This window comes from Rhizorhapis suberifaciens (genome assembly GCF_014200045.1).
GTDB lineage: Bacteria > Pseudomonadota > Alphaproteobacteria > Sphingomonadales > Sphingomonadaceae > Rhizorhapis > Rhizorhapis suberifaciens.
Genome location: NZ_JACHOV010000003.1, coordinates 299842 through 319863 on the forward strand (window position 1 = coordinate 299842; position 20022 = coordinate 319863).

Sequence of the window (20022 nt, forward strand, 5' to 3'; positions counted from 1 at the left end):
TTCCTTGTCCTGGCGGGTCAGGCCGTGAGAAATTCTTCAAGTCGATCGAAGGCCTGCGGCGTCTTGGCGCAGGTGATCTTGTCATCGCCGCCGCGTGTGTCGGCGAGGCGCTTGATTTCATTGAGAATATAGGGACCATTGCGTCCACAACCGCATCCGCCATCCCAGTTGATCGTCACATCGTCGCCCGTTGCGGTGCCCGACCAATAGGTGCTCGCCAGCAGGTCCATGACCAGCATGCGGCCCCTCTGGACACCCTTGCGTGGCAGAGCCAACCCCGTTTCCGGGTCGGAGACATGCTGAATCCCCCATGGCAGCGGATGGAGATGCCCCTCGTCGCAGCGCAACGATACCGCGTTCGTCTCCGTCATCGAATAGACTTCGCGGATCTGGCTCGGATATTTGAACGGAAACACGCTCTGGATCGTATCCATCCAGTCTTCGGGGAAGGTGTAGCCCTTCGTGCCGCCGCCGGCGACGAGGACCGAATCCTGCGCCCACTCGACCTTGACGCCGCGTTTGATGCATTCCAGCGCGATCTGGTAGAGTTGCACCCAGAAGCCGTTGTAAATCACGGTCTTGCCCTTTTGGGCGATCACGGCGCGTTCGATGAAGTCGTCCCAGCGCTTGGTGCTGTCCTTGGCCTTGGCGGCAATCTCCCTCCCCAGCGCCTGTTCGCGCGGGGTCAGTTCCAGCTTCTCGCCAAGCGCTTCGGCGCGGCGCAGCTTGCCGGCAAGCCACAACTCGTTGGCGCCGGCGAAACCGTCGCTCAGAGTGATGATCATGTCGTCACGGCCGCCGTAAATCTGGTTGCGCAGCAGATCCAGCATGATCGCCGTGCCCTGCCGGCCACTACGGCCGGGGTAGGCGCAGATGTAAGGATATTTTCCGCTGGCCACCATATCTTGATGGGGGCCATACATGCGCAGGACATGCTCCAGGAAGAAGGGCACCTCCACCGTGCTGCGCGGGAACAGCGATATCTTGCCGCTGGTGCCCGATGACGCGGCCGGGCGGAGCGGCGTCTGCGCTTCGATGGCGTCGAGCCAGTCGTCGAGCGTCTCGACGCCGTCAAGATTGACGGCGGAAAGATCGTGGGTGGTCAGCCCCTGCAACCAGCGTGTCATGCGGTCATAGCGACCATTGTCGACATCCCCGGTGGCATAGGATTTGTACATGGTATGTGGAAAGCCGAGGCTCGCCAGATCATCGAAGCTGGTAATGGATTCGATCTCGACATCGTCGGCCAACCGGTCCAGTGCCTTCAATTGCGGCCGCAACATCTCGAAACGCTTCTGAAAATGATGAAGCTGAATTTTGGATACTTCATCATAATCCAGCGCATAAAGCTCATCGCTGCTGAGTCGAACGAAGTTTTCCGGATTTTCGTACAAGTTCTCGAGTGTCGCCGTCACGATTCCGTCCTAATATTGTTGATGCTTACATCAGTCGGCGAGACTTTGATCGCCACGCCTAGACTTTGTTCAGTGGCAATATGTGACGCAGCGCTCATACGGTCTAGCAGATTAATTGAACCGCCGTTTTAACCGCGCTTCACTTTTCCACGTCGCTCGTTCAATCGACCGTGAATAACGTGGAAGTCTTTGATAATTTGGGCTTATTGAGCATCAGCGTTGCCATTCGCAGCGGCTGAAGCACGTCAATGGCAGATAATCTGGTCGGACCTTGGCGCGGTTTTGGATCAGATGGAAAAATAGTTCGGCCCAGCCAATCATCGGATGACTCGGAGCCGCTGGCCAGCGAAGCTAAAACGCGCAAAAAAAGCATGGGGAGGCTGGCCCGATGTACTCGGGTTGGAACGCGCCTTAGCGCTCCGTGACTTTCGCGAGCAGTTCCTTGCGCAACATGCGCACTATATTCTCGATCCAAACCTCGGTTGACAAGGATCCGATCGCAGCGCCATGCTGGTGCATCGGGCAGATCGGAATTGTCGGGCCAATCACCAGAACCAACAGCATCCAGGTTGCGGCCACGGCATCGAGGTCCGGTCGGTAGATGCCTTTGGCGATGAGTTTGCGTATCATCTTCTCAATACGAACCGAATTGAACTCGCGTTGCTCCGAATAGAACGTGCTAACCGGCGTACCGGTGCGGAACAGCTCAATATAAACGAACGGAATGATCGCCACATTTTGGTGATAGGCATCGATGAGGCCGCGCACGATGCGTTCGGTAGGATCGTCGTCGTTGCTCTCTATGTCGGCTTCCATCTCAGCCAGATGCTGGTCAACGGCCTTGGCGGCTTTCTTAAGCAGCGCCAATAATAGTCCGTCCTTCCCCTGGAAATAATAGTTCACCATTCCAGCATGCGTTCCCGCCGCTTCTGCTATCTCGCGAGACGTCAGATCGAGATGGCTTTTATCGCGCAACTGACTTTCGGCAGCCATCAGCAACGAATCGGATAAATTCCGTTCGGCGCAACCATGGGGGCGTCCTCTCATATCTATTGCTCCGTTTGCCGCAGCATTCTCAGCTCTGGCCCGGCGCGTTCTTCATCGGCTACGTTGGCCGTTAATCTGTCACGGATTCACCACCCGACACGTCGAAGTTCGCCCCAGCAGTTTTCGCTAAGCCTTCATACTACGGCGACACCCACATTGTCCATCGGGTAGGCACTCGGCCGTCGTCCCATGGCATGTTTAGGGTCCGGGCGGGGTTGCGGCCTTGGCGAAGGCGCTGGCGCAGATGGATCTTGGCCCGGCGCCCCGTCATGATCGCTGGGCAGGGTACAGATCTCGCGGGTGCCGGAAACCGGACTCCATGAAAAGATTCTCGTCCATCCCGCCGAACCCAGGCGTCTTGGTCGTCATGCTACACCGGGGTTCGGCAACGATCGTCTGAAGGCCCGCCTCGGTCGGCGGGATCAAGGGCGCGCGGCTGGTCGTAGGGTAGACCAGCACGACCGTGCTTCGACGCCGAGCCGTCTTACACAATCCGCATCATGGCATCGGCCGATAGCCAAGCTTGTTGGCGCTAAACGAGCCGACCCAGAGGGTCTTGCCGACAGGAAGTGCAAAGGAGACGCCAGAAAATTGCGGATCGGCTGGCGCCTTGTGCAGGAACGTCACTGCCAGCGTCTCGGAATCCACTGCCTCGACATGATAGCCTTTCGTGCAAGGCATGCCGTTCGCCGCCGCCGCGCAAGCGTCGGTCCGCGCTCCGGCGGCGATAAGGCGCCCGTCCACCCAGTGAATATTGTCAGGCAAGCCGCCCTTGATCTCGACGCTTCTCAGCTTCCGGGCGGGGTTGGTGGTGGTAAAGGACGTAATGGCGCCATCGCCGATGGTCATCGCGCTCTTGCTGTTGACATATATTGTCTTGCCGTCGGCCGACACTTCGATGCCGTTATTGCCGACCAGGTCGGTCCCCGCCATACGTTCGAACGCGGGGCTGCCGGGGGTCCATTTGTAGACGGCTCCGGTCCGCTTCGGAACGCCTGTCCACCAATCCCGTATGGTATAGCCCGAATGGTTCATCACCGTCGCGTAAACGGTCCCGTCGGACGCTGCGACAACGGCGTTGGCGACCAGTTGGTCGGACCAAGGGAGGCACCCCGCCCAGGTCAGGGTCGGCTTGCCGCGTGCCGTGTCGACGTCGAAGACTTCGATCCTTTCCCCGACGCCTGGATTGGTTCCGCCATGGTTGACTGCGTAGAGGGTCGCATGTCCGCCTTCGCGCTGGTGAAGGGCGATGCCGTGGATTGCCAGATCGTCGGCCGCTGGCTGAACCTTGCATTGGTCAAAAGGTTCGCGGGCCTTGGCGCCGGCCGGCGCGATCCACCGCTCCCATTGTTTAGTCGTCCCATCGACGAGGTAAAGCCCGGCTCCAAGACGCATCCCACTAGCGATGATCCATCGCCCACCTGGCAGAGCTGCCAAATCTTCGGGGCTTTGGATCCCACACAGGAATTCAAGGTCGCCCGAGGGGGGACAGCTATCCTCGGTCGAATTGGCGGCAATGCCGGGCCAGGCCAGTCCCAGAAGACCGACAAATAATCCGCCTATCAACGCCTGAACCTTGTTCATGCAACTCTCCCGTCCATCGCTCAATCTCAGGGGCGCGCTTTTCGCAGGATGGAAAACCACTGTTTTCATAGCGCGAACTTAGCATCGAAAGCGTCACGGCATATCGCGTCTCAGGGGCCGGTCGGGGCTGCGGCCTTGGCAAAGGCGCCGGCGCGATGGATCTTGGCCGCGCGGCCGGGATAATCGCTCGACAGGATATAGAGTTCGCGGGTGCCGGGTTTGATCGCCATGCTGGTGGTGAAGAGCAACTCGCCGCGTTCGCGGTCGGGGATCAGTATCTGGCCGATGGGCACGCCCTTGGGATTGAACACCATGACCCGGCCTTCGCCCGCAAGCGCGGCATAGACGTTGCCGTCGCTGTCGGTTCGCAGCGAATCCACGGTCGCGCCGGTGAAATGGTAGCGCATGGTGGTGGCGACGACGGGCGCAATCTGCGTCGGCGTGACCAGATTGATGCGATGGAGAATCCCGGTCCCTACCTCGCCGACCCACAATGTCTTGCCGTCCGGGCTGATCGCGATCCCGTTGGGCTCCGACATGCGGGTCATGATGGGGGTGATCGTCTTCATGTCCGCAGCGACATGATAGACCCCACCTGTGCGGTCGGTATTGTTGCCCTTGAAGTCGGTGAAGTAGAAACCGCCCTCCTTGTCCATGGCAAGGTCGTTGGGCTTGTAGCCCGCCCTGGCATCGACGATGACCTGCCTGTCCGAACCATCCTGACGGATCGAGACTATATTGCCTCCGCCACCTGCCACGAGGATACGGCCGTTTTTCAAAACGGCCAGGCCAGAGGAATGGCCTTCATTCTTCGGCAGGATCATCGTCAGCTCCTGCTTGGGCGAAAGCCGCATGATCCGGCCGCCCTGCACCTCGACGAACAGGAGGTTGCCCTGCGCATCGAACAGAGGACCCTCTATGAAGAGGTCCTGATCCATCCCGCCGAACGCCGGCATGCTGGTCGTCATGGCGAACCAGGGTTGCGCGACGATCGTCTGGAGACCGGCCTCGGCCGGCGGGATTGCGGGCGCGCGGCTGGCCGTGGAATAGGTGAGAGTGGGATAGGATGTCGGCCCCGCTTTCGACGGGGCCTGTGCCGCAGCTTCGCCTGCGCAAATCGCGCAGGCGGAGATCATCAATAACTTGGCCGCGTTCACCATCAGCTGGTCCTCACCATCAGAACCTGGTCGATACGCGCAGCATGACTTCGCGACCGCGGCTGACGGACCCCTGGTAATCGGCCAGTACGGCAGGCCCGGTTTCGTTGCCCGGCGCCGTGCCGGTGAAGGGAACACCGCTGGCTCTGGCCCAATAATATTCATCGGTCAGGTTACGGCCAATCAGCGCGATCTCCCAGCGATCATCCTGCTCTGCAAGGCGCAGCGTTGCGTCGAACAGCTGGTAATTAGGTACCCGTGCATATGGAGTGGAGCTCGGGTCCGAGAAGTAGCTGGCGCTGAACGTCATGTTCGTCGAAAGGCCCAGTTTCATTCCGGCGCCGACCGGCATGTCATAGTCAAAGCCGACATTGCCCGTCCATTCCGGTGCGCGAACCACTTGTCCGCCCGCCAGATCCTGCAAAGATCCGTTTTGGCCGGGAGCAGCGGACATCGCCTGCCCCGGCTGGCCCCCTGGAACGGGCACGAATGAGCAGCCGAGCGCTTTGGTCTGGCCCCGGTAGCAGTTCGCAAAATAGTCCAGGTAGCGCGCCTTGTTATAGGCCACGGCGCCGCGCAGGCTCAGCCCCTCCAACGGCGTGCGGTAGGAAAAGTCGAATTCCCCGCCCTTGCTCCGCACCTTGCCGACATTCTTGAGCTCCTGGAAGCCAGTGCCCGTGCTGATCGTGACCTGCAGGCCTTTTACCTCATAGGTATAGAGCGACAGGCTCGTGCGGAGGTCGCCACCAAGCAGGGACGCCTTGGCGCCTGCCTCGAAGCCCTTGACGGTCTGCTGGTCGTAATCGACGGGGAGGACTGGGTTGGCCGCACCCCCGTTATAGCCGCCGGAGATGAAACCGTGCTTGTAGGAGCCGTAGATGTTCAGGTTCCGGTCGGGATGGTATGACAGCGTGACTTCGGGCGAGAAGTCGTTCCAGCTGTCTTTGGAACCCTGGGCGAGGATCGGCACCCGGGGCAGAAGAAGCCCGGTTGTCGGATCAACGGCAAGTCCGGTTTCGGCGACCGGCAGACTTTTCTTCTCGTAGGAATAACGACCACCCGCTGACAGTTCGAACTGCTCGGTGATGTCCCACTGCATCTGCATGAACGCCGAATAGGCGCGGCCTTTCTGCTCGGATACGTTGTTCGCGATCGGCAATGGAATGAGCGGCGGCACCGTGGTGAAAGCCGTTCCGTTGAAAAAGGCTCTCAAAGCCTGCTTGGCCTTGCTCGTCTGAAAGTGACCGCCGATCATGAAATTGACAGGCTCGTCGAAATTGCTGGTGAGGCGAAGTTCTTCCGAAAGTTCCGTGAAGCTCAACGTTGGATGAGATGCCACCATGTTTGCCGGCAAATAGGTCGCGGTCACGTTAATGAAGTCATCGGATTTTTGATAAAACAAACCGGTCACCGAGGTAAGCGTCAACACGTCGCTCGGGCGATAGTTCATTTCGTAGCTGACCAGCGCCTGTTTGCTATCCCCTCTCAGCTGGCCATCGTTTTCGCCAAAAGGCGGATGGCGCAGGGCGAAGTTATCCGTCCGAGCGCCGATCGAAACCTGGTCATCGGCGCGGCAATTGTCGACCTGGGGCAACAGCGGGGCACCGCCCGGACATGCCACAAGCTGGAGATTGGACGTGAACCCGTCGCTATGGATCTCGCCATAGGTGACCTTCAGGCGGGCGTCGAAATTGTCCGTCGGCTCCCACATCAATGTCCCGCGCACGAGGAATTCCTCGGACCTTGGCGCATATTGATGCCTGGGCGCGGTGATCTCGCTGCGCGGCGTGGTGTTGCGAACCCAGCCGCGCATCTTCGATCCATAGGCCGCGATGCGAAAGCCGAGATCCTCGGTGATCGGACCGGCGACATAGCCTTCGCCGCGCCACTCATGGGCGTTGAACTCATAGCCAACCGACGCCTTGCCCTCAAATGTCTTCGTCGGATCGCCGGTGCGGATGGAGATGACGCCGCCGGGGCTGTTCTTGCCATAGAACAGCGCCTGAGGCCCCTTCAGAACTTCGACCTGCTGCATGTCCATCTGTCCCATGCGGCGAACGGTGGCGCGCGCCACCTGCACGCCATCGATGTTGAACGACACCGCCTGGTCGGCAAAGGGGTTGCCGTCCGAGCCGCTGATACCCCGGATCACAATGCTGCCGCCCCCGCCGGTGGCGCTTTCGGCAACGATCAGCTGGGGCACGAGGCGGGCGAGGCCATCCATCGAATTGACGCCGCGCTTTTCCAGTTCGGCGCCGCTTACCGCGGTGATCGCGACGGGCACGTCGATGAGCGACTCTTGGCGCTTGCGCGCGGTCACCACGATGTCGCCGATGCTCGGATCGCCCTGAGAAACAGTGTAGCCCTGAGCGATTGCCGGCGCGGCATATGCGAACAGGCTCCCGCAGATCGTTGCAGCTGCCGCATGCTTCCAGTTCTTCATGACATCTCCCCTAGTGCGACTGTGTGCCGCTTCAATCAAGCTGTGGACACGCTTTGTCCACGATGCCTGATCTTGTTTATATTTACACCAGTGGACGCGATCCGAAGTCCCGCTGGCTTTATTCAGTGGCAGTCAGTGACAATATGTGACGCAGCTCTACGGTCTAGCAGATTAATTGAACCGCTGTTTTAATCGCGCTCCCCTTTGCCAAGTCGAGGATCGTCCAGAGCCAAAAAGCCGAGGCGGCGGTTCAATTCTGTTCGTATTGAGAGGATGAAACGCAAACTCGTTGCCAAAGGCGTCTACCGACCGGAACTCGACGCGGTGGCGGCGATTTGGCTACTGCAAATCTAGTGATCTGTCCTTTAAAATGGCGATTCAATTAATCTGCTAGACCGTAGAGCTGTGTCTCATATTGTCACTGGATAAGCCTCGGGGCAGAATGAGCGGAACGGCTGGAGGCCGATGCAGCGATGGATCATACTAAGCGGAAAATCTTGGCGACGGCGTCGCGCTGACTTCCACTGGCGGTTCGTCAGATCGCCCCTTCCTTCGTGCACATCCCGGACGGGCGATGCGGAACTCCGTTTGACGGCGTAGCGAGCGTTCTTCGGAACGGCCTATCCATTCCTCGTTTGCCGCGGCATTCGCCGCGATGCTTTGTGGGGTAATCAATTTACCCTGCCACCGATGGTTGAAAAATAAGACTGCGAATGCCGCAAGGGAGAGTAGAGAAAATGCACGCGTCCATCAGCACTGAAGCGCCCAGTTCTTTAAAGGTTGGCGCTGGGCCATGGCTGGTTCTCTTTATGTTGGCGGCGCTTTATACATTTTCGCTGGTCGATCGAAATATTCTCATCCTGCTGATCGGCCCGATCAAGACAGAGTTTCAGCTCAACGATATACAGATCGGTTTGCTGGTCGGCACAGCTTTTGCCATTGTCTATGCGTTTCTGGGCGTACCGGCAGGCCGCATAGCCGATCAAGGCAACCGCAAACTGCTGATCGCCGCGGGTGCGATCATCTGGTGCCTTTGCACGATCGGATCGGCCTTTGCCGCCAGCTACGTCATATTGGTCTTGCTCCGACTGGGTCTCGCTGCCGGTGAAGCGGTGCTGACGCCAGCGGCGCATTCGATGATCGGCGATCTTTTTCCGCGTGAAAAGCGCAGTCTGGCCGCGAGCCTTTACACGACCGCTGGCCTAATTGGCCCGCCCCTGGCGTTTTCCGGCGGCGCCCTAATCATCGCGGGCATCGAAGCTGCGAAGGCCGGCGGCGTTCAGATCGACATGCAGATCTGGCAACTTGTGCTTCTTGCGGTGGGCCTGCCGTCCCTGGCTTTGTCCATCCTGTTTCTGCTGACGGCCCGCGAGCCGCAGCGGACGAACGAGCATGGCCAGGCGCATGCGGTTACAAAGCGCGATGTCATCCGCCAGATCGCGGCCCACAAAAAAATGTATTCCGGGCTTTTTTTAACCACCGCGTCCGCGGGAGGGTTCTGCTACGCGCTCAATTACTGGACGGTAGAGTCGCTCAAGCGGGATTTTGGCTGGTCTGCGGTAGAGGCCGGATCGGCCTATGGCCCGGTCGTTTTCGTGGGGAGCATACTCGGGGTGATGGGAGTACCCTGGATCACTTCCCGCGTGAAAGCACGGGGGCGCATGGATGCCGTCATTCTGGTCACCATGGCTTGTATGGCCATGGCCTTTCCATCGTTGTCCATCGGCTTGATGCTGCCCGACCCAGTGGTTCGGCTGGCATTGATTGGATTGGGTTCGGCCGCAGGGCTGGGTGGCGTCACCAATATCGTGGTTTCCATGCAGGAGGTCGCGCCCGCTCGGATGAGGGGGACATTTGTGGCGTTGCTGTACATGGGCCTCACGCTGTTGGGCGCAGGCGTGGTTCCGGTCGCTGTCCCGATGCTGGGCGATATGCTCCACGGCCTGACTGGGGGACTGGCGACCGTCTGCGGAGCGCTCAGCGCATTTGGCCTGTTACTGCTCTGGTGGATACGCGCCGATTTCGAACGTGAAGCGATTGCCGGCTTCCCTGTCGTTGGTGCCCGCATCTAGTTGTTCGGTCCCGGATCTTCAATGGCTCATGGAAATCACGACCCGCCCTCGGATTCGACCTTCCAGAATCTCATGACCAAGCTGGATAACGTCCTCGATGCCCGCCGTCGTGGTCATGGCGGCGAGTTTCTCATGGTCAAGCTCTCGGGCCAGACGTCTCCAGGCTTCCAGGCGAAGTGCTTTCGGCGCCATGACGGAGTCGATACCGAGCAGACTTACACCACGTAAGATGAACGGCGCCACCGACGAGGGCAGATCCATCCCGCCAGCCAGGCCGCAGGCTGCGACGGCACCGCGATACTTTGTGCTCGCAAGGACGCTTGCAAGCGTCGTGGATCCGACCGAGTCAACGCCCGCGGCCCAACGCTCCTTGGCGAGTGGCTGGCCTGATCCGGCCAGTTCCGCACGATCCAGGATCTCGGTCGCGCCGAGTTCCTTGAGATAGTCCGTTGCACTTGCCCGGCCCGTGGAGGCGATGACATGCCAGCCCGCTCTTGCGAGCAGAGCAATAGCGATCGAGCCGAGACCGCCCGCCGCTCCGGTAACGATAACCGGACCATAGCTTGGTGTGACGCCCTGATGCTCGATCGCCATCAAGGCGAGCATCGCGGTGTAGCCTGCGGTGCCGACAGCCATGGCCTGGGCGCCGCTTATGCCTTCGGGCAGCGGAATCAGCCATTCGCCTTTCACGCGCGCGCTTCTGGATGATTTCGGCTTCGATGTAGCTCTTGACCATTATGCAGAGGATTTCGAGGCGCGGTTGAGCGCGGCTTGCCCCGATGGGATCGACGTCTATTTTGAGAATGTCGGCGGCCGGGTGCTTGCGGCTGTTTTGCCGTTGCTCAACCAATTTGCCCGCGTGCCGGTGTGTGGCCTGGTCGCCCATTATTCAGGAGTCCGCCGGTGCACCGGATCAATTCCTTGCTTTCATGCGCGATATTCTGGTCAAGAGCATAACCTTTCGCGGCTTCATCAACTCTGACCTGATGGAATATTATCCGGCATTTCTGGAAGAGGTCGGTGCTGGAATTGCGAATGGCGCTATCCGCTATCGCGAGGACGTCGTGACAGGCCTCCCGCAGGCTCCTGATGCGTTCATCGGCATGCTCAAGGGCAAAAACTTCGGTAAGCTGCTTGTCAAGCTTCGCTAGAGCATCGGTTGATAAGCGGATTTTGCGGCCCAGGGATGGAGACCGGTGAGAAGATGTCAATCCTCACCGGCAGCACAATTTTTCATCATATGCCAAATAACATATAAAATTCCTTCGGGCCAAAGTGATCTGCTTGGTCCACGCAGGCATTCCGGAGCAGCTTTGCGTCCTTTGACTTCAGATCCATGTTGGGCGTGGAGAGTGGGGTCCGGAAGCAACACGTTAACCATTTGTAAGCCTGGTTCCGCTTAGGTTCTTCAGGACCTCAAGCAGGTGGGACCAATGCGGATATTCGGACGAGAATCCATGCCGGATCAGCGGGAAACAGATGGAAACACGCGGACCGATTCGGGCGCGTCACGCCGGATCAGGCTGCTCATCGTGGATGAGGAGGCTACTGCCCTCAGCGTCATGGGACGCCGGCTGTCGCACCTGGGACATGATGTGGTGCTCGCCGAAAACGGCTTTGTCGCACTTAGTCAAATGCAGGCGCAGCGTTTTGACGTCATCCTGATCGACATGACGATGTCGGCCTTGTCGGGCATCGAAACCATGAAGAAGATGCGGGCATCGGGCCTTCTGGCTGACGCAATGATCATCATGATTTCTGGACGGGCGGAAAGCCATGCTGCCGTGGTGGCCCTGTCTGAAGGCGCCGACGATCATATTGTAAAGCCTTTTGATTTCGATGTTCTCGATATTCGCATTCGTCGCCTGGTTGCTCGGGCAGATCAGATGAACATTCTTGCGCGTCACAATGAATTGCTGGACGCTCGCATCGCCCGTCGAGCAATTGAATTGGGCGAAACCAGAGCTGAACTGGAAGAACTTCACGCGGATCGCGCGCGCCTGGTGCAATCGATCCAGGCCCTTCACGACGAATTGCAACGGATGGGGCCCGATCGCTGAACTTCCCCAGTCACGCGCACGAGCAGCAAAATTACCAAGCGCGATAGCGCAATTTCCTTTAATTACGTGACGTGAAACGCTAGTGACCCAGCCATGACTGGACCACTGACACTTTACGAAAAGATCTGGAACGCTCACGTCGTTGATCGGCGGGAGGATGGCACCTGCCTTATCTATATCGACCGTCACCTTGTGCATGAGGTGACCAGCCCGCAGGCATTTGAGGGTCTCCGTCTTGCCGGGCGCAAGGTGCGTCGTCCGGACCTGACGCTCGCCGTTCCGGATCACAACCTGCCCACGACGCCGCGGATCGACGCCGCTGGCAATCGCATTCCTATTGAAGATCTGGAGAGCGCCCAGCAACTGGCCGCGCTGGAGCGGAATGCGCCGGAATTCGGCGTGAAATATATCGGCGCCACAGATGTGGAACAGGGCATTGTCCATGTGATAGGGCCCGAGCAAGGCTTCACTTTGCCAGGCACAACCCTTGTCTGCGGCGACAGCCACACTGCGGCACATGGCGCGCTGGGGGCCCTGGCCTTCGGGATCGGCACCAGCGAAGTGGAGCATGTGCTGGCGACCCAGACGCTGCTGCTCAAACAATCGAAGACGATGGAAGTACGGGTGGACGGACCTCTTGGTTTTGGCGTCAGTCCCAAGGACGTCATACTGGCCATTATCGGCAAGATCGGTACTGCCGGCGGCACCGGCTATGTCATCGAATATCGCGGCAGTACCTTTGAAGATATGTCGATCGAAGGACGCCTCACCGTCTCCAACATGTCGATCGAGGGTGGCGCGCGCGCCGGCTTGTTTGTCCCTGATGAAAAGACCTTCGCCTATCTGAAGGGCCGTCCGATGGCCCCCCAGGGAACGGATTGGGACGCGGCCGTTGCTTATTGGAAGACATTGCCGACCGACGAAGGCGCGAAGTTCGACGCCACCGTCACACTCAACGCGGCCGACATAGCGCCCAATGTCACCTGGGGCACCAGCCCGGAGGACGTCGTGCCGATCACGGGCGAAGTGCCTGATCCGGAGAGCTTCGCGGACGCCTCCAAACGAGCCGCCGCGTTGAAGGCGCTCGACTATATGGGCCTGCACAAGGGCCAAAAGATGCAGGACGTGGCCGTTGAGCATATCTTCATCGGAAGCTGCACCAACAGCCGGATCGAAGATTTGCGCGCCGCTGCATCCGTGCTGAAGGGCCGTCATCTTGCTGGTTCCATAAAGCAGGCATTGGTCGTGCCGGGTTCAGGACTCGTAAAACGGCAAGCTGAGGCTGAAGGGCTGGACCGTATATTTACAGAAGCGGGGTTTGAGTGGCGGGAACCGGGCTGTTCGGCCTGCCTTGGGATGAATCCCGACAAGGTGCCGAGCGGCGAACGGTGCGCCTCCACGTCCAATCGCAATTTCATGGGCCGGCAGGGGCCCGGCGCGCGAACGCATCTGGTCTCGCCCACAATGGCGGCGGCCGCAGCCGTGACCGGACGGTTGACCGACGTGCGGGAATTAATGAGGAATTCGGAATGAAGGTGGCCTGGTATCTCTTGCTTCTGGGAACGATAATCAGTGGCGCCATGGCCATTACCGCGGGCAGCAGGGCGGCTCCGCAAACGGTGGAGGGCAAGCGATAATGGACCCGGTATCGACGATCGAGGGGCGCGCTTATCCCTTTGGCATGAAGAATGTCGACACGGACATGATCATTGCCGCAAAATGGTTGAAGACCATCAGCCGCAATGGCCTTGGCGTCGGCGCTTTCGAGGCGCTTCGGCAGGATCCCGGCAATGTATTCGACGATCCGGAATATAAGGGTTCGCCGATATTGATCGCGGGGGACAATTTCGGTTGCGGTTCCAGCCGGGAACATGCCGCGTGGGCGCTCAGCGACATGGGCGTGAAGGCTGTCATCGCTCCCAGCTTTTCCGATATATTTTCAGGCAATGCGTTCAAAAATGGAATCCTGACCGTCGCGCTGCCCCAGGAGGCCGTCGATCGGCTGTTGGAGGTAGCGAAGACCGATACCATACATGTGGATCTTGAAACGCAGACGGTCACGACCCCATTCCAGGATCGCTTTGAATTTTCGATCGATCCCTTCCGCAGGCATTGCCTGAAAGAAGGACTGGATGAGGTGGGATTAACGCTCGAACAGGCGCCGATCATTGGGCAGTTCGAAATGAAGGAGCCTTCCTGGCTGCGGCCAGTGACGGTCTGACTGGCGCAACCTTCTTCCATTCCCTATCTTATTGCCATTCTTTGACGTGAGGGCGAGATATGGCGCAGGAAACGGCGACGTTTGCGGGAGGGTGTTTTTGGTGCACCGAGGCCGTTTTCAACAGTCTGAAGGGCGTCACCAGCGTTGAGAGTGGCTATATAGGCGGCGGCAAGCTCAATCCCTCCTATGAGGAGGTATGTACCGGGAACACCGGGCATGCAGAAGCAATTCGCATCCTCTTCGATCCCGAACAGATCGGCTATGGCGATCTGCTGGACATATTTTTCGCGACTCATGATCCGACGACGCTGAACCGCCAGGGCAATGATGTGGGGACGCAATATCGTTCCGCCATTTTCCCCCATTCACAACAACAAGAGCAGGATGCTCGTGCGGCGATCGAACGGGCAAGCGCGGAATGGCCGAGCCCGATCGTTACCCAGATCGAACCCTTGGCTACATGGTATCCGGCAGAGGATTATCACCAGCGCTACTGGGACCGTGTGGGCAACCGCAATGGCTATTGCATGGCCGTCATTCCCCCCAAGCTGCAAAAGCTGCGCAAGAAGTTCGCCGAGAGGGTGAGGCCGGATTGATGTGCATTCATGATCGGCTCATCGACGATTGTTAGTTGAACGCGGGTAGTCCTGCTGACGGAATGGAGATGCCCATGCAGAAGACCGGACCCCTTGTTTTTGCCGCCGCCCTGCTGCTGCCTGGATGCATCGCAAAGACAGCGCTGAACGTGGCCACCATGCCGGTGAAGGCCACCTCCCAGGCCGCCGATTGGGCGACGACAAGTCAGGACGAATCGGATCGCAACTATGGGCGGGAAATGCGGCAACGGGAGGCGCGTGAAGCCCGGGAGCGGAAGAAGGCCTGCGAGGAGGCTGGATATCGGGATTGTTGAAGTCCCTTTCTCAAAGAGTGAATGGCCTCTCGCTTATCCCAAAACATCGCGATGCTCGGCCGGTTGAATGGCGGCGCTGTTCGGCCGCACCGTGCAGGCTGTTACGCTGATAAAGGCCAACCCGCTATCGCCACCATCGAGAACGCCGCGCGAAGGGAGCGCGCGGGCGACGGATGGCCAGAAATCCTTGGTAAAGGCACTCGCCGTCAATTGACGGTTGACGTCGCGTCAATTGACGGAATATATAATGGGTGAAAGGAGAGGGCGAATGGCAGAGGTCGCTGAATTTGCGGAGGCTCCGCTATCACCTGTTGACGTCCAGACATTTTCCAGGAGCGAAGATCGTGCACGACTTTCCGGCGTCGCGCTCAGGGCGTTCCGATCGATCGTTCGGCAGTGGGAATTGTCGAACAGCGAGGCCGCCGCACTCCTCGGCGTAAGTGAAAGCACCTGGGATCGTATCAAGCGAGGCGTATGGGATCAGCCGCTTTCGCAAGATCAGCTTACCCGCGCCTCGGCCGCGATTGGCGTATATAAAGGCCTTCATCTGCTTTTCGCCGATGCCATGGCGGATCGTTGGCCAAAGCTGCCGAACCGGGGGTCGATATTCCAGCGGAAAAGTCCCGTCGACGCCATGATAGAAGGGGGCATTCCTTTGATGCTGGAGACGCGCCGTTACGTCGACGCGGTTCGGGGCGGAATGTAGGTGCTGGATGGGCTGCCGATAATCCGGGACGCTTTGCCAAGAACCATAAGGCTGGTCACGACGGCGCGTCTGCGGGAATCGGCTTTGCTGGGCTTGGTGGACGCCGAAGCTCTTGAAGCCTTGGCAGAAATCGAAGGGGCCACCAGCAATCGGCTGGTCGCTCAGGCTCGGGGGACTAGCGAAATGCATTCTTATGAACTCGTCTACGGTGTGCCACACGCCCATTTCATCAATGCGGCATTCGCTTATGCCAAGCCACGGGAACCGAACCGATTCAACAGCGCTGACCGGGGGGCCTGGTATGCGGCACTGGAGTTGGAGACGAGCCTGATCGAGGTACGCTTCCACTTGACGGAGGCACTTGCCGCGACCGGCGTCTTTGAGGCGGTCGTCGACTATGCCGAACTATTCGCCAGCTTCGCGGGAGAATTTGTCGATCTGCGCTCGCACACTGACCATATGGCTCTTAATCCGAACAGGGCGATCGGCTATCCCGCAGGGAATGCCTTGGCAGACGCTGCTCGGGCGAAGGGGTTGAATGGCATCATTTATCCTTCCGTCAGACATTCCGGGGGCACATGCATTGCAGCGCTTTTTCCGCATGCGGTGCAGTCGGTTGCGCAAGGCGATGTGTACAGGATGACCTGGCGCGGATCTCCTGAACCGGAAATTGAGAAGGCAGCATAGGATGCTCATTCGGCAACGAGCTGACCGAGGTTTCTGCGCGGTTTAACAGGCCGATCGGGAATGGTGGGCGATGACAGGCTCGAACTGCCGACATCCTCGGTGTAAACGAGGCGCTCTACCAACTGAGCTAATCGCCCCCTGTGGGATTCCCGCTGCTTCTAGGGAAATTTGGCCTGTGGTCAAGGGCGCAATTGTGGAACGGAACAGCGACGAGCGGAAAAGATCGGACCTGAGAGTCCCGAACTATTCCCGAAGCCAAATGCGCTATCGTCATTGCAAGCGGCCGTCGATCGATGACGAGCAACGACAGTCTCTGTCAGATCAGGATCAAGGAGTTCGCCAGAGCTATATACAATTGCCCTCGGCCTTCACGGCGTGGCCGGTATCGGAAAAAACGCAACATTTGTAACATTGACAGAAAACCGCCATCTTTCCGGCAACATCCGGCGTAACTTCCACGCAATCAGGTTACATTTGGAAAACGCAACATTTGATATTTGAAGAGGCTAGGATTTCTGCGGGGATTACACTTTTCCGAGGCAGGAGTGACGCTTCGTTATCCTGGGCGCGCAACTACAAGAATATTGTAAAGTCAGTATGTTGCATGGTGGTGGCGAGGCTTGGTTTCGGATATTGCTCTTTCTCGCCCCCTCCCTCATGATCGGCAGCGCTGCAGCAGAATTTTTCCTGATGCGGAACCGCTGGGGCGAACGAAGTGTGGGGCCACAGCTGCATCAAAATGCATCAGCATATATCGCTTGCCATTGGCGCTACCGCGCTGGAGCTGAGCCACAGGGGTGGGGTGGGGCAGTGCATCAAAAGGGACATAAAAAGTGCGCGGGCGAGGCGGGGAAAAAAGCGCGCGCGTTGGGGTTGCGGCGCGGCCCATGGCTCCGGATGCCCGCCTCGCGTCCTTTCCGGCTCTCTTCAGACTGGCGGGGGTAAATCCAGTCTCGGATCAGCGTTGGTGACCGCGCGCGCAAGATAATTACGCGATAAGGTGTCATTTAAAAGTTGACAGTTAGCCATGTGTCACTTATAAATGACGACATGGAAACGCAGCAAACGCCCGCCTTCGCTGAATGGTTCGATGACCTCCGCGACCGCAAGGCAAAGTCCAAGATCGCCGCGCGGATCGCCCGAATTGAACTGGGCCTGATGGGCGACGTTAGGGCGGTAGGCGACGGCGTTTCTGAAGCGCGGATCGACTTTGGCCCCGGATACCGCCTCTACTTCACGCGCCGGGGCAATAGGTTGATCATCCTGCTTCTGGGCGGCGACAAGTCCACTCAGCAGCGGGATATAGCAAAGGCGAAGGAAATGGCCGCTTAGATACCCTGAGCAGCCTCATTGTGGTAAAGCCAAGGAGGGCACACCATGACAATCGAACTCAGCCGCTTTGACGCGGCCGAACATATCACCGAACCGGAGGATCAGGCCGAGCTTCTGGCCGATGCCGTCGCCACCGGCGATTTCCATGTGATCGCCGCCGCGATCGGCATGGTCGCCCGCGCGCGCGGGATGAGCGAACTCGCGAATGAAACCGGCCTCAAGCGGCAACAGCTTTACAAGTCGTTCAGCGCGGAAGGAAACCCGACGCTCGAAACGATGCTGAAGGTGCTTCCCGCGCTGGGCCTTAGAATGCGGATTGAAACGGCGGTCCAACCCTAAGTCTCATTCATCTTTGCAGCGCGGATTGCAGGGCCGGCAGATATTCGGGCAGGCCGTAGATCTCCTGATTGATGTCGGACGCGAGCAGCTGATGCACCGTGTCCGGCGCGAACTCGCTTTGGTTGCGGTATCCCGGCACCCACCAGAAACGGCCCGGCACCACGCCGCGTCGCGTATATTTTGCCAGGCAATGGTCAAGCCGCATGACACCGCTCAGCCGGTTGCGCACCTCCTGCACATAGGCGTTCCCCATGACCAAATAGTCCTGCACCATGCCGGCGAAACCCTCGGTCATCTGGACAGCATGAAGACACGCAATCGCGCCATCATGCGCAATCTGGTAGGCTCATCGAACGCGGCATTGCCGATGGCACCTTTCGAACCGGGATCGATCCGATCAACTTGCACATGTCGATCAGCGCATTGTGTTTCTACAATGTTTCGAACCGTCACACCTTTTCACGAATTTTTGCGTGGGACATGGGATCGCCAGAAACACTCGCAGAGCGGCGGGAGATAATTGCCGACACCATGCTGCGGTGATGCCTGCGAAATGTTCCGGGTTGAGCAAGGGTTAAACCATGATGGCTTCGGCGCCTTTCTTTGCAGCGGTAAAATAACTGGTCATCGCCTCTGCTGCCGTTTCAGACAGGGCGATGAACACGCGACGTCCATCGGCGGGATCGGCCTGCCGCAGGAAGAGTCCATTATCGGACAGCGCTCGAATCCAGCGCAATGCTGTGGTGGCTGGCACGGCGGCGGCGATGCAGAGACTGGATACGGATACCCGTTGGTTGGAAAGCCGCGCCGCCATCAGGTCGAGCAGCATGTCCCAGGCCGGGTCTGCGAACATTTCTCCCGGAAAAAACTGATCCCGCAGTCGACGAAGCCGCAGCATTTCGCGCAATTCCCGCGCGGTAACGGCGGGAGGCGAGGGGCGTCGCGGCATATCGAGGCTGGCTTCACCCATATAGTGGCCGCTATCGGGTTCACTCAGCATTTCGGCGTGCGTTGGGGACGGCGTCAAATCCCGACCGGAAAGGCTGGCCAAAGTGCGGGCGATCCGGCTTACCTCCTCCGACAGGCGCTGGAGGCGAACTGCCTCGCTTTCCCTCCCCACGTCGTGGAATGCGGCGGCTGTAGCTGGCCGGACCGATAGGGCCAGGGCGGCAGTAAGATCGGCATCTTCGGGCGAACATAGCAACTGAGCCATTGGCGTGGACAGCATGGCGAAACTTTCATCGACCAGGCCGGGTGATACCGCTATGATTACTTGGCAGTCATCCGTATCCGCAAGCTGCTGCAGGCGGACCAGCAGCCGCGAAAACGTGCTGCCGGAACTTTCGGCCTGGACGACGAGGATCCGCACCGCGGCAATCACGTCAAGCCGTTCGAGTCCGGCCTCCAGATCCAATGCGCCGATCAGCCGCGCCCCCACCGCATCGGCCATACGCGCCAGCTTTTCGCGGTCCTCCGACCTTTCGGCAATAATGAGCGCGGAGGGTCGGGCATCAAGTGCTCCGGCCAACGCATTCTGCAATGCTGCGGCAGCGAATTGACCATGCCCGCCGCCCAAAGGCGTTTCCTGCAGTCCGGTCATAATCCCCTGTTCGTTCACCTAATGCCTCCTGTGCCACTTTTGTTCGCCCGCTATATTGCGGGAAATCGGCGGTCCGATCCTATCCGCTTCGATCCATTATGGAGATAATGATGGCGGATTTGCAGGGGCGAGCAGCAAAAAAAGGAAGGATTAAGGGGATCGTTTCGATTGCGGCGGTTTAACTAAGGCCGAAATGGGGGGTGTGCGGGTCCAATCCGGAGGAGAGTGGACGTGCATCCGTTATGGACAAATTTTTAGGTGCGGTGCAACGAAGCCGCCGCCCTTTCACTTGAACGATCGTCAGTAATCAAGCTGCCAGAGGACCGATGGCAAAACGTGGTTCGCCCCCCAGGCTGCCCGAATAGCATTCCAGCGGCAACGCGGTGCCGCAAAAGGCGCATTCGGCCAATAAGCGGCCGACGATCCAGTGGCTCCGGCCGCATCCGGGG

The 20022-nt window shown here is 59.0% G+C and carries 21 protein-coding genes, 1 tRNA gene and 1 pseudogene; 14 read left to right on the plus strand and 9 right to left on the minus strand.

Annotation, left to right across the window (positions count from 1 at the left end; genetic code table 11):
• Positions 1-17 precede the first annotated feature (17 nt).
• From HNQ99_RS05620 to HNQ99_RS05640, 5 genes are all read right to left on the minus strand, one after another.
• Complete coding sequence (locus HNQ99_RS05620; protein ID WP_184474648.1) at positions 18-1415, minus strand: long-chain-fatty-acid--protein ligase; 1398 nt, start codon at positions 1413-1415, stop codon at positions 18-20.
• Between the two features lie 411 nt (positions 1416-1826).
• Positions 1827-2462 (minus strand): TetR/AcrR family transcriptional regulator, encoded by a 636-nt coding sequence (locus HNQ99_RS05625; protein WP_184474649.1) that lies wholly within the window; start codon positions 2460-2462, stop codon positions 1827-1829.
• 498 nt (positions 2463-2960) lie between these two features.
• Positions 2961-4046 carry an SMP-30/gluconolactonase/LRE family protein gene (locus HNQ99_RS05630; RefSeq protein WP_184474650.1) on the minus strand — a complete coding sequence of 362 codons (1086 nt, stop codon included), beginning with the start codon at positions 4044-4046 and terminating at the stop codon, positions 2961-2963.
• A gap of 110 nt (positions 4047-4156) precedes the next feature.
• On the minus strand, positions 4157-5206 hold the full coding sequence (locus HNQ99_RS05635) for an SMP-30/gluconolactonase/LRE family protein (protein WP_184474651.1): 1050 nt from the start codon (positions 5204-5206) through the stop codon (positions 4157-4159).
• A gap of 16 nt (positions 5207-5222) precedes the next feature.
• A complete protein-coding gene (locus HNQ99_RS05640) occupies positions 5223-7646 on the minus strand; it encodes a TonB-dependent receptor (protein ID WP_184474652.1) in 2424 nt (807 codons plus the stop codon).
• Between the two features lie 737 nt (positions 7647-8383).
• On the opposite strand from HNQ99_RS05640, the gene HNQ99_RS05645 reads away from it, so the two are divergent.
• Positions 8384-9718, plus strand: a complete 1335-nt coding sequence (locus HNQ99_RS05645) for an MFS transporter (protein WP_184474653.1) — start codon at positions 8384-8386, stop codon at positions 9716-9718.
• 18 nt (positions 9719-9736) lie between these two features.
• On the opposite strand, the gene HNQ99_RS05650 is transcribed toward HNQ99_RS05645, so the two are convergent.
• Positions 9737-10408 carry a zinc-binding dehydrogenase gene (locus HNQ99_RS05650; protein ID WP_322790320.1) on the minus strand — a complete coding sequence of 224 codons (672 nt, stop codon included), beginning with the start codon at positions 10406-10408 and terminating at the stop codon, positions 9737-9739.
• Between HNQ99_RS05650 and HNQ99_RS16940 the strand changes: the two genes are divergently transcribed.
• The 10 genes from HNQ99_RS16940 (at position 10371) to HNQ99_RS05695 (ending at position 16302) form a co-directional block, all read left to right on the plus strand.
• Positions 10371-10700: a zinc-binding dehydrogenase gene (locus tag HNQ99_RS16940; RefSeq protein ID WP_221232581.1), complete on the plus strand. Its 330-nt coding sequence runs from the start codon at positions 10371-10373 to the stop codon at positions 10698-10700. The two genes, HNQ99_RS05650 and HNQ99_RS16940, sit on opposite strands and share 38 nt — an antisense overlap.
• Complete coding sequence (locus HNQ99_RS16450) at positions 10648-10869, plus strand: MDR/zinc-dependent alcohol dehydrogenase-like family protein (RefSeq protein WP_221232599.1); 222 nt, start codon at positions 10648-10650, stop codon at positions 10867-10869. The genes HNQ99_RS16940 and HNQ99_RS16450 overlap by 53 nt, the downstream gene beginning before the upstream one ends.
• Positions 10870-11175: 306 nt before the next feature.
• Positions 11176-11778: a response regulator transcription factor gene (locus tag HNQ99_RS05660; RefSeq protein WP_246414556.1), complete on the plus strand. Its 603-nt coding sequence runs from the start codon at positions 11176-11178 to the stop codon at positions 11776-11778.
• A gap of 93 nt (positions 11779-11871) precedes the next feature.
• Positions 11872-13311 (plus strand): 3-isopropylmalate dehydratase large subunit, encoded by a 1440-nt coding sequence (leuC, locus tag HNQ99_RS05665; protein ID WP_184474656.1) that lies wholly within the window; start codon positions 11872-11874, stop codon positions 13309-13311.
• Between the two features lie 103 nt (positions 13312-13414).
• Positions 13415-13999: a 3-isopropylmalate dehydratase small subunit gene (gene leuD / locus HNQ99_RS05670; RefSeq protein WP_184474657.1), complete on the plus strand. Its 585-nt coding sequence runs from the start codon at positions 13415-13417 to the stop codon at positions 13997-13999.
• 59 nt (positions 14000-14058) lie between these two features.
• Positions 14059-14595: a peptide-methionine (S)-S-oxide reductase MsrA gene (gene msrA / locus HNQ99_RS05675; RefSeq protein WP_184474658.1), complete on the plus strand. Its 537-nt coding sequence runs from the start codon at positions 14059-14061 to the stop codon at positions 14593-14595.
• A gap of 74 nt (positions 14596-14669) precedes the next feature.
• Complete coding sequence (locus HNQ99_RS05680) at positions 14670-14909, plus strand: hypothetical protein (protein WP_184474659.1); 240 nt, start codon at positions 14670-14672, stop codon at positions 14907-14909.
• Between the two features lie 67 nt (positions 14910-14976).
• Positions 14977-15123, plus strand: coding sequence for a hypothetical protein (locus HNQ99_RS05685; RefSeq protein WP_184474660.1), 147 nt, complete (start codon positions 14977-14979; stop codon positions 15121-15123).
• A gap of 54 nt (positions 15124-15177) precedes the next feature.
• Complete coding sequence (locus HNQ99_RS05690) at positions 15178-15615, plus strand: antitoxin Xre-like helix-turn-helix domain-containing protein (RefSeq protein ID WP_184474661.1); 438 nt, start codon at positions 15178-15180, stop codon at positions 15613-15615.
• Positions 15616-16302: an RES family NAD+ phosphorylase gene (locus HNQ99_RS05695; RefSeq protein ID WP_184474662.1), complete on the plus strand. Its 687-nt coding sequence runs from the start codon at positions 15616-15618 to the stop codon at positions 16300-16302.
• Positions 16303-16363: 61 nt separating this feature from the next.
• Here HNQ99_RS05695 and HNQ99_RS05700 read toward each other — a convergent pair.
• Positions 16364-16439, minus strand: a tRNA-Val gene (locus tag HNQ99_RS05700).
• 913 nt (positions 16440-17352) lie between these two features.
• On the opposite strand from HNQ99_RS05700, the gene HNQ99_RS05705 reads away from it, so the two are divergent.
• Both HNQ99_RS05705 and HNQ99_RS05710 read left to right on the plus strand, forming a co-directional pair.
• A complete protein-coding gene (locus tag HNQ99_RS05705) occupies positions 17353-17634 on the plus strand; it encodes a type II toxin-antitoxin system RelE/ParE family toxin (RefSeq protein ID WP_184474663.1) in 282 nt (93 codons plus the stop codon).
• 45 nt (positions 17635-17679) lie between these two features.
• On the plus strand, positions 17680-17973 hold the full coding sequence (locus HNQ99_RS05710) for an addiction module antidote protein (protein ID WP_184474664.1): 294 nt from the start codon (positions 17680-17682) through the stop codon (positions 17971-17973).
• 7 nt (positions 17974-17980) lie between these two features.
• Here the strand turns inward: HNQ99_RS05710 and HNQ99_RS05715 are convergent, their stop codons facing one another.
• The gene (locus HNQ99_RS05715) at positions 17981-18268 is read right to left on the minus strand and encodes a phage portal family protein (RefSeq protein ID WP_246414558.1); all 288 of its coding nucleotides are present in this window, start codon (positions 18266-18268) and stop codon (positions 17981-17983) included.
• 50 nt (positions 18269-18318) lie between these two features.
• Between HNQ99_RS05715 and HNQ99_RS05720 the strand changes: the two are divergent.
• A pseudogene (locus HNQ99_RS05720) lies at positions 18319-18516 on the plus strand (TetR/AcrR family transcriptional regulator); the annotation flags it as partial.
• A gap of 31 nt (positions 18517-18547) precedes the next feature.
• Here HNQ99_RS05720 and HNQ99_RS05725 read toward each other — a convergent pair.
• Positions 18548-19591: a helix-turn-helix domain-containing protein gene (locus HNQ99_RS05725; RefSeq protein WP_184474665.1), complete on the minus strand. Its 1044-nt coding sequence runs from the start codon at positions 19589-19591 to the stop codon at positions 18548-18550.
• Between the last annotated feature and the right edge of the window lie 431 nt (positions 19592-20022).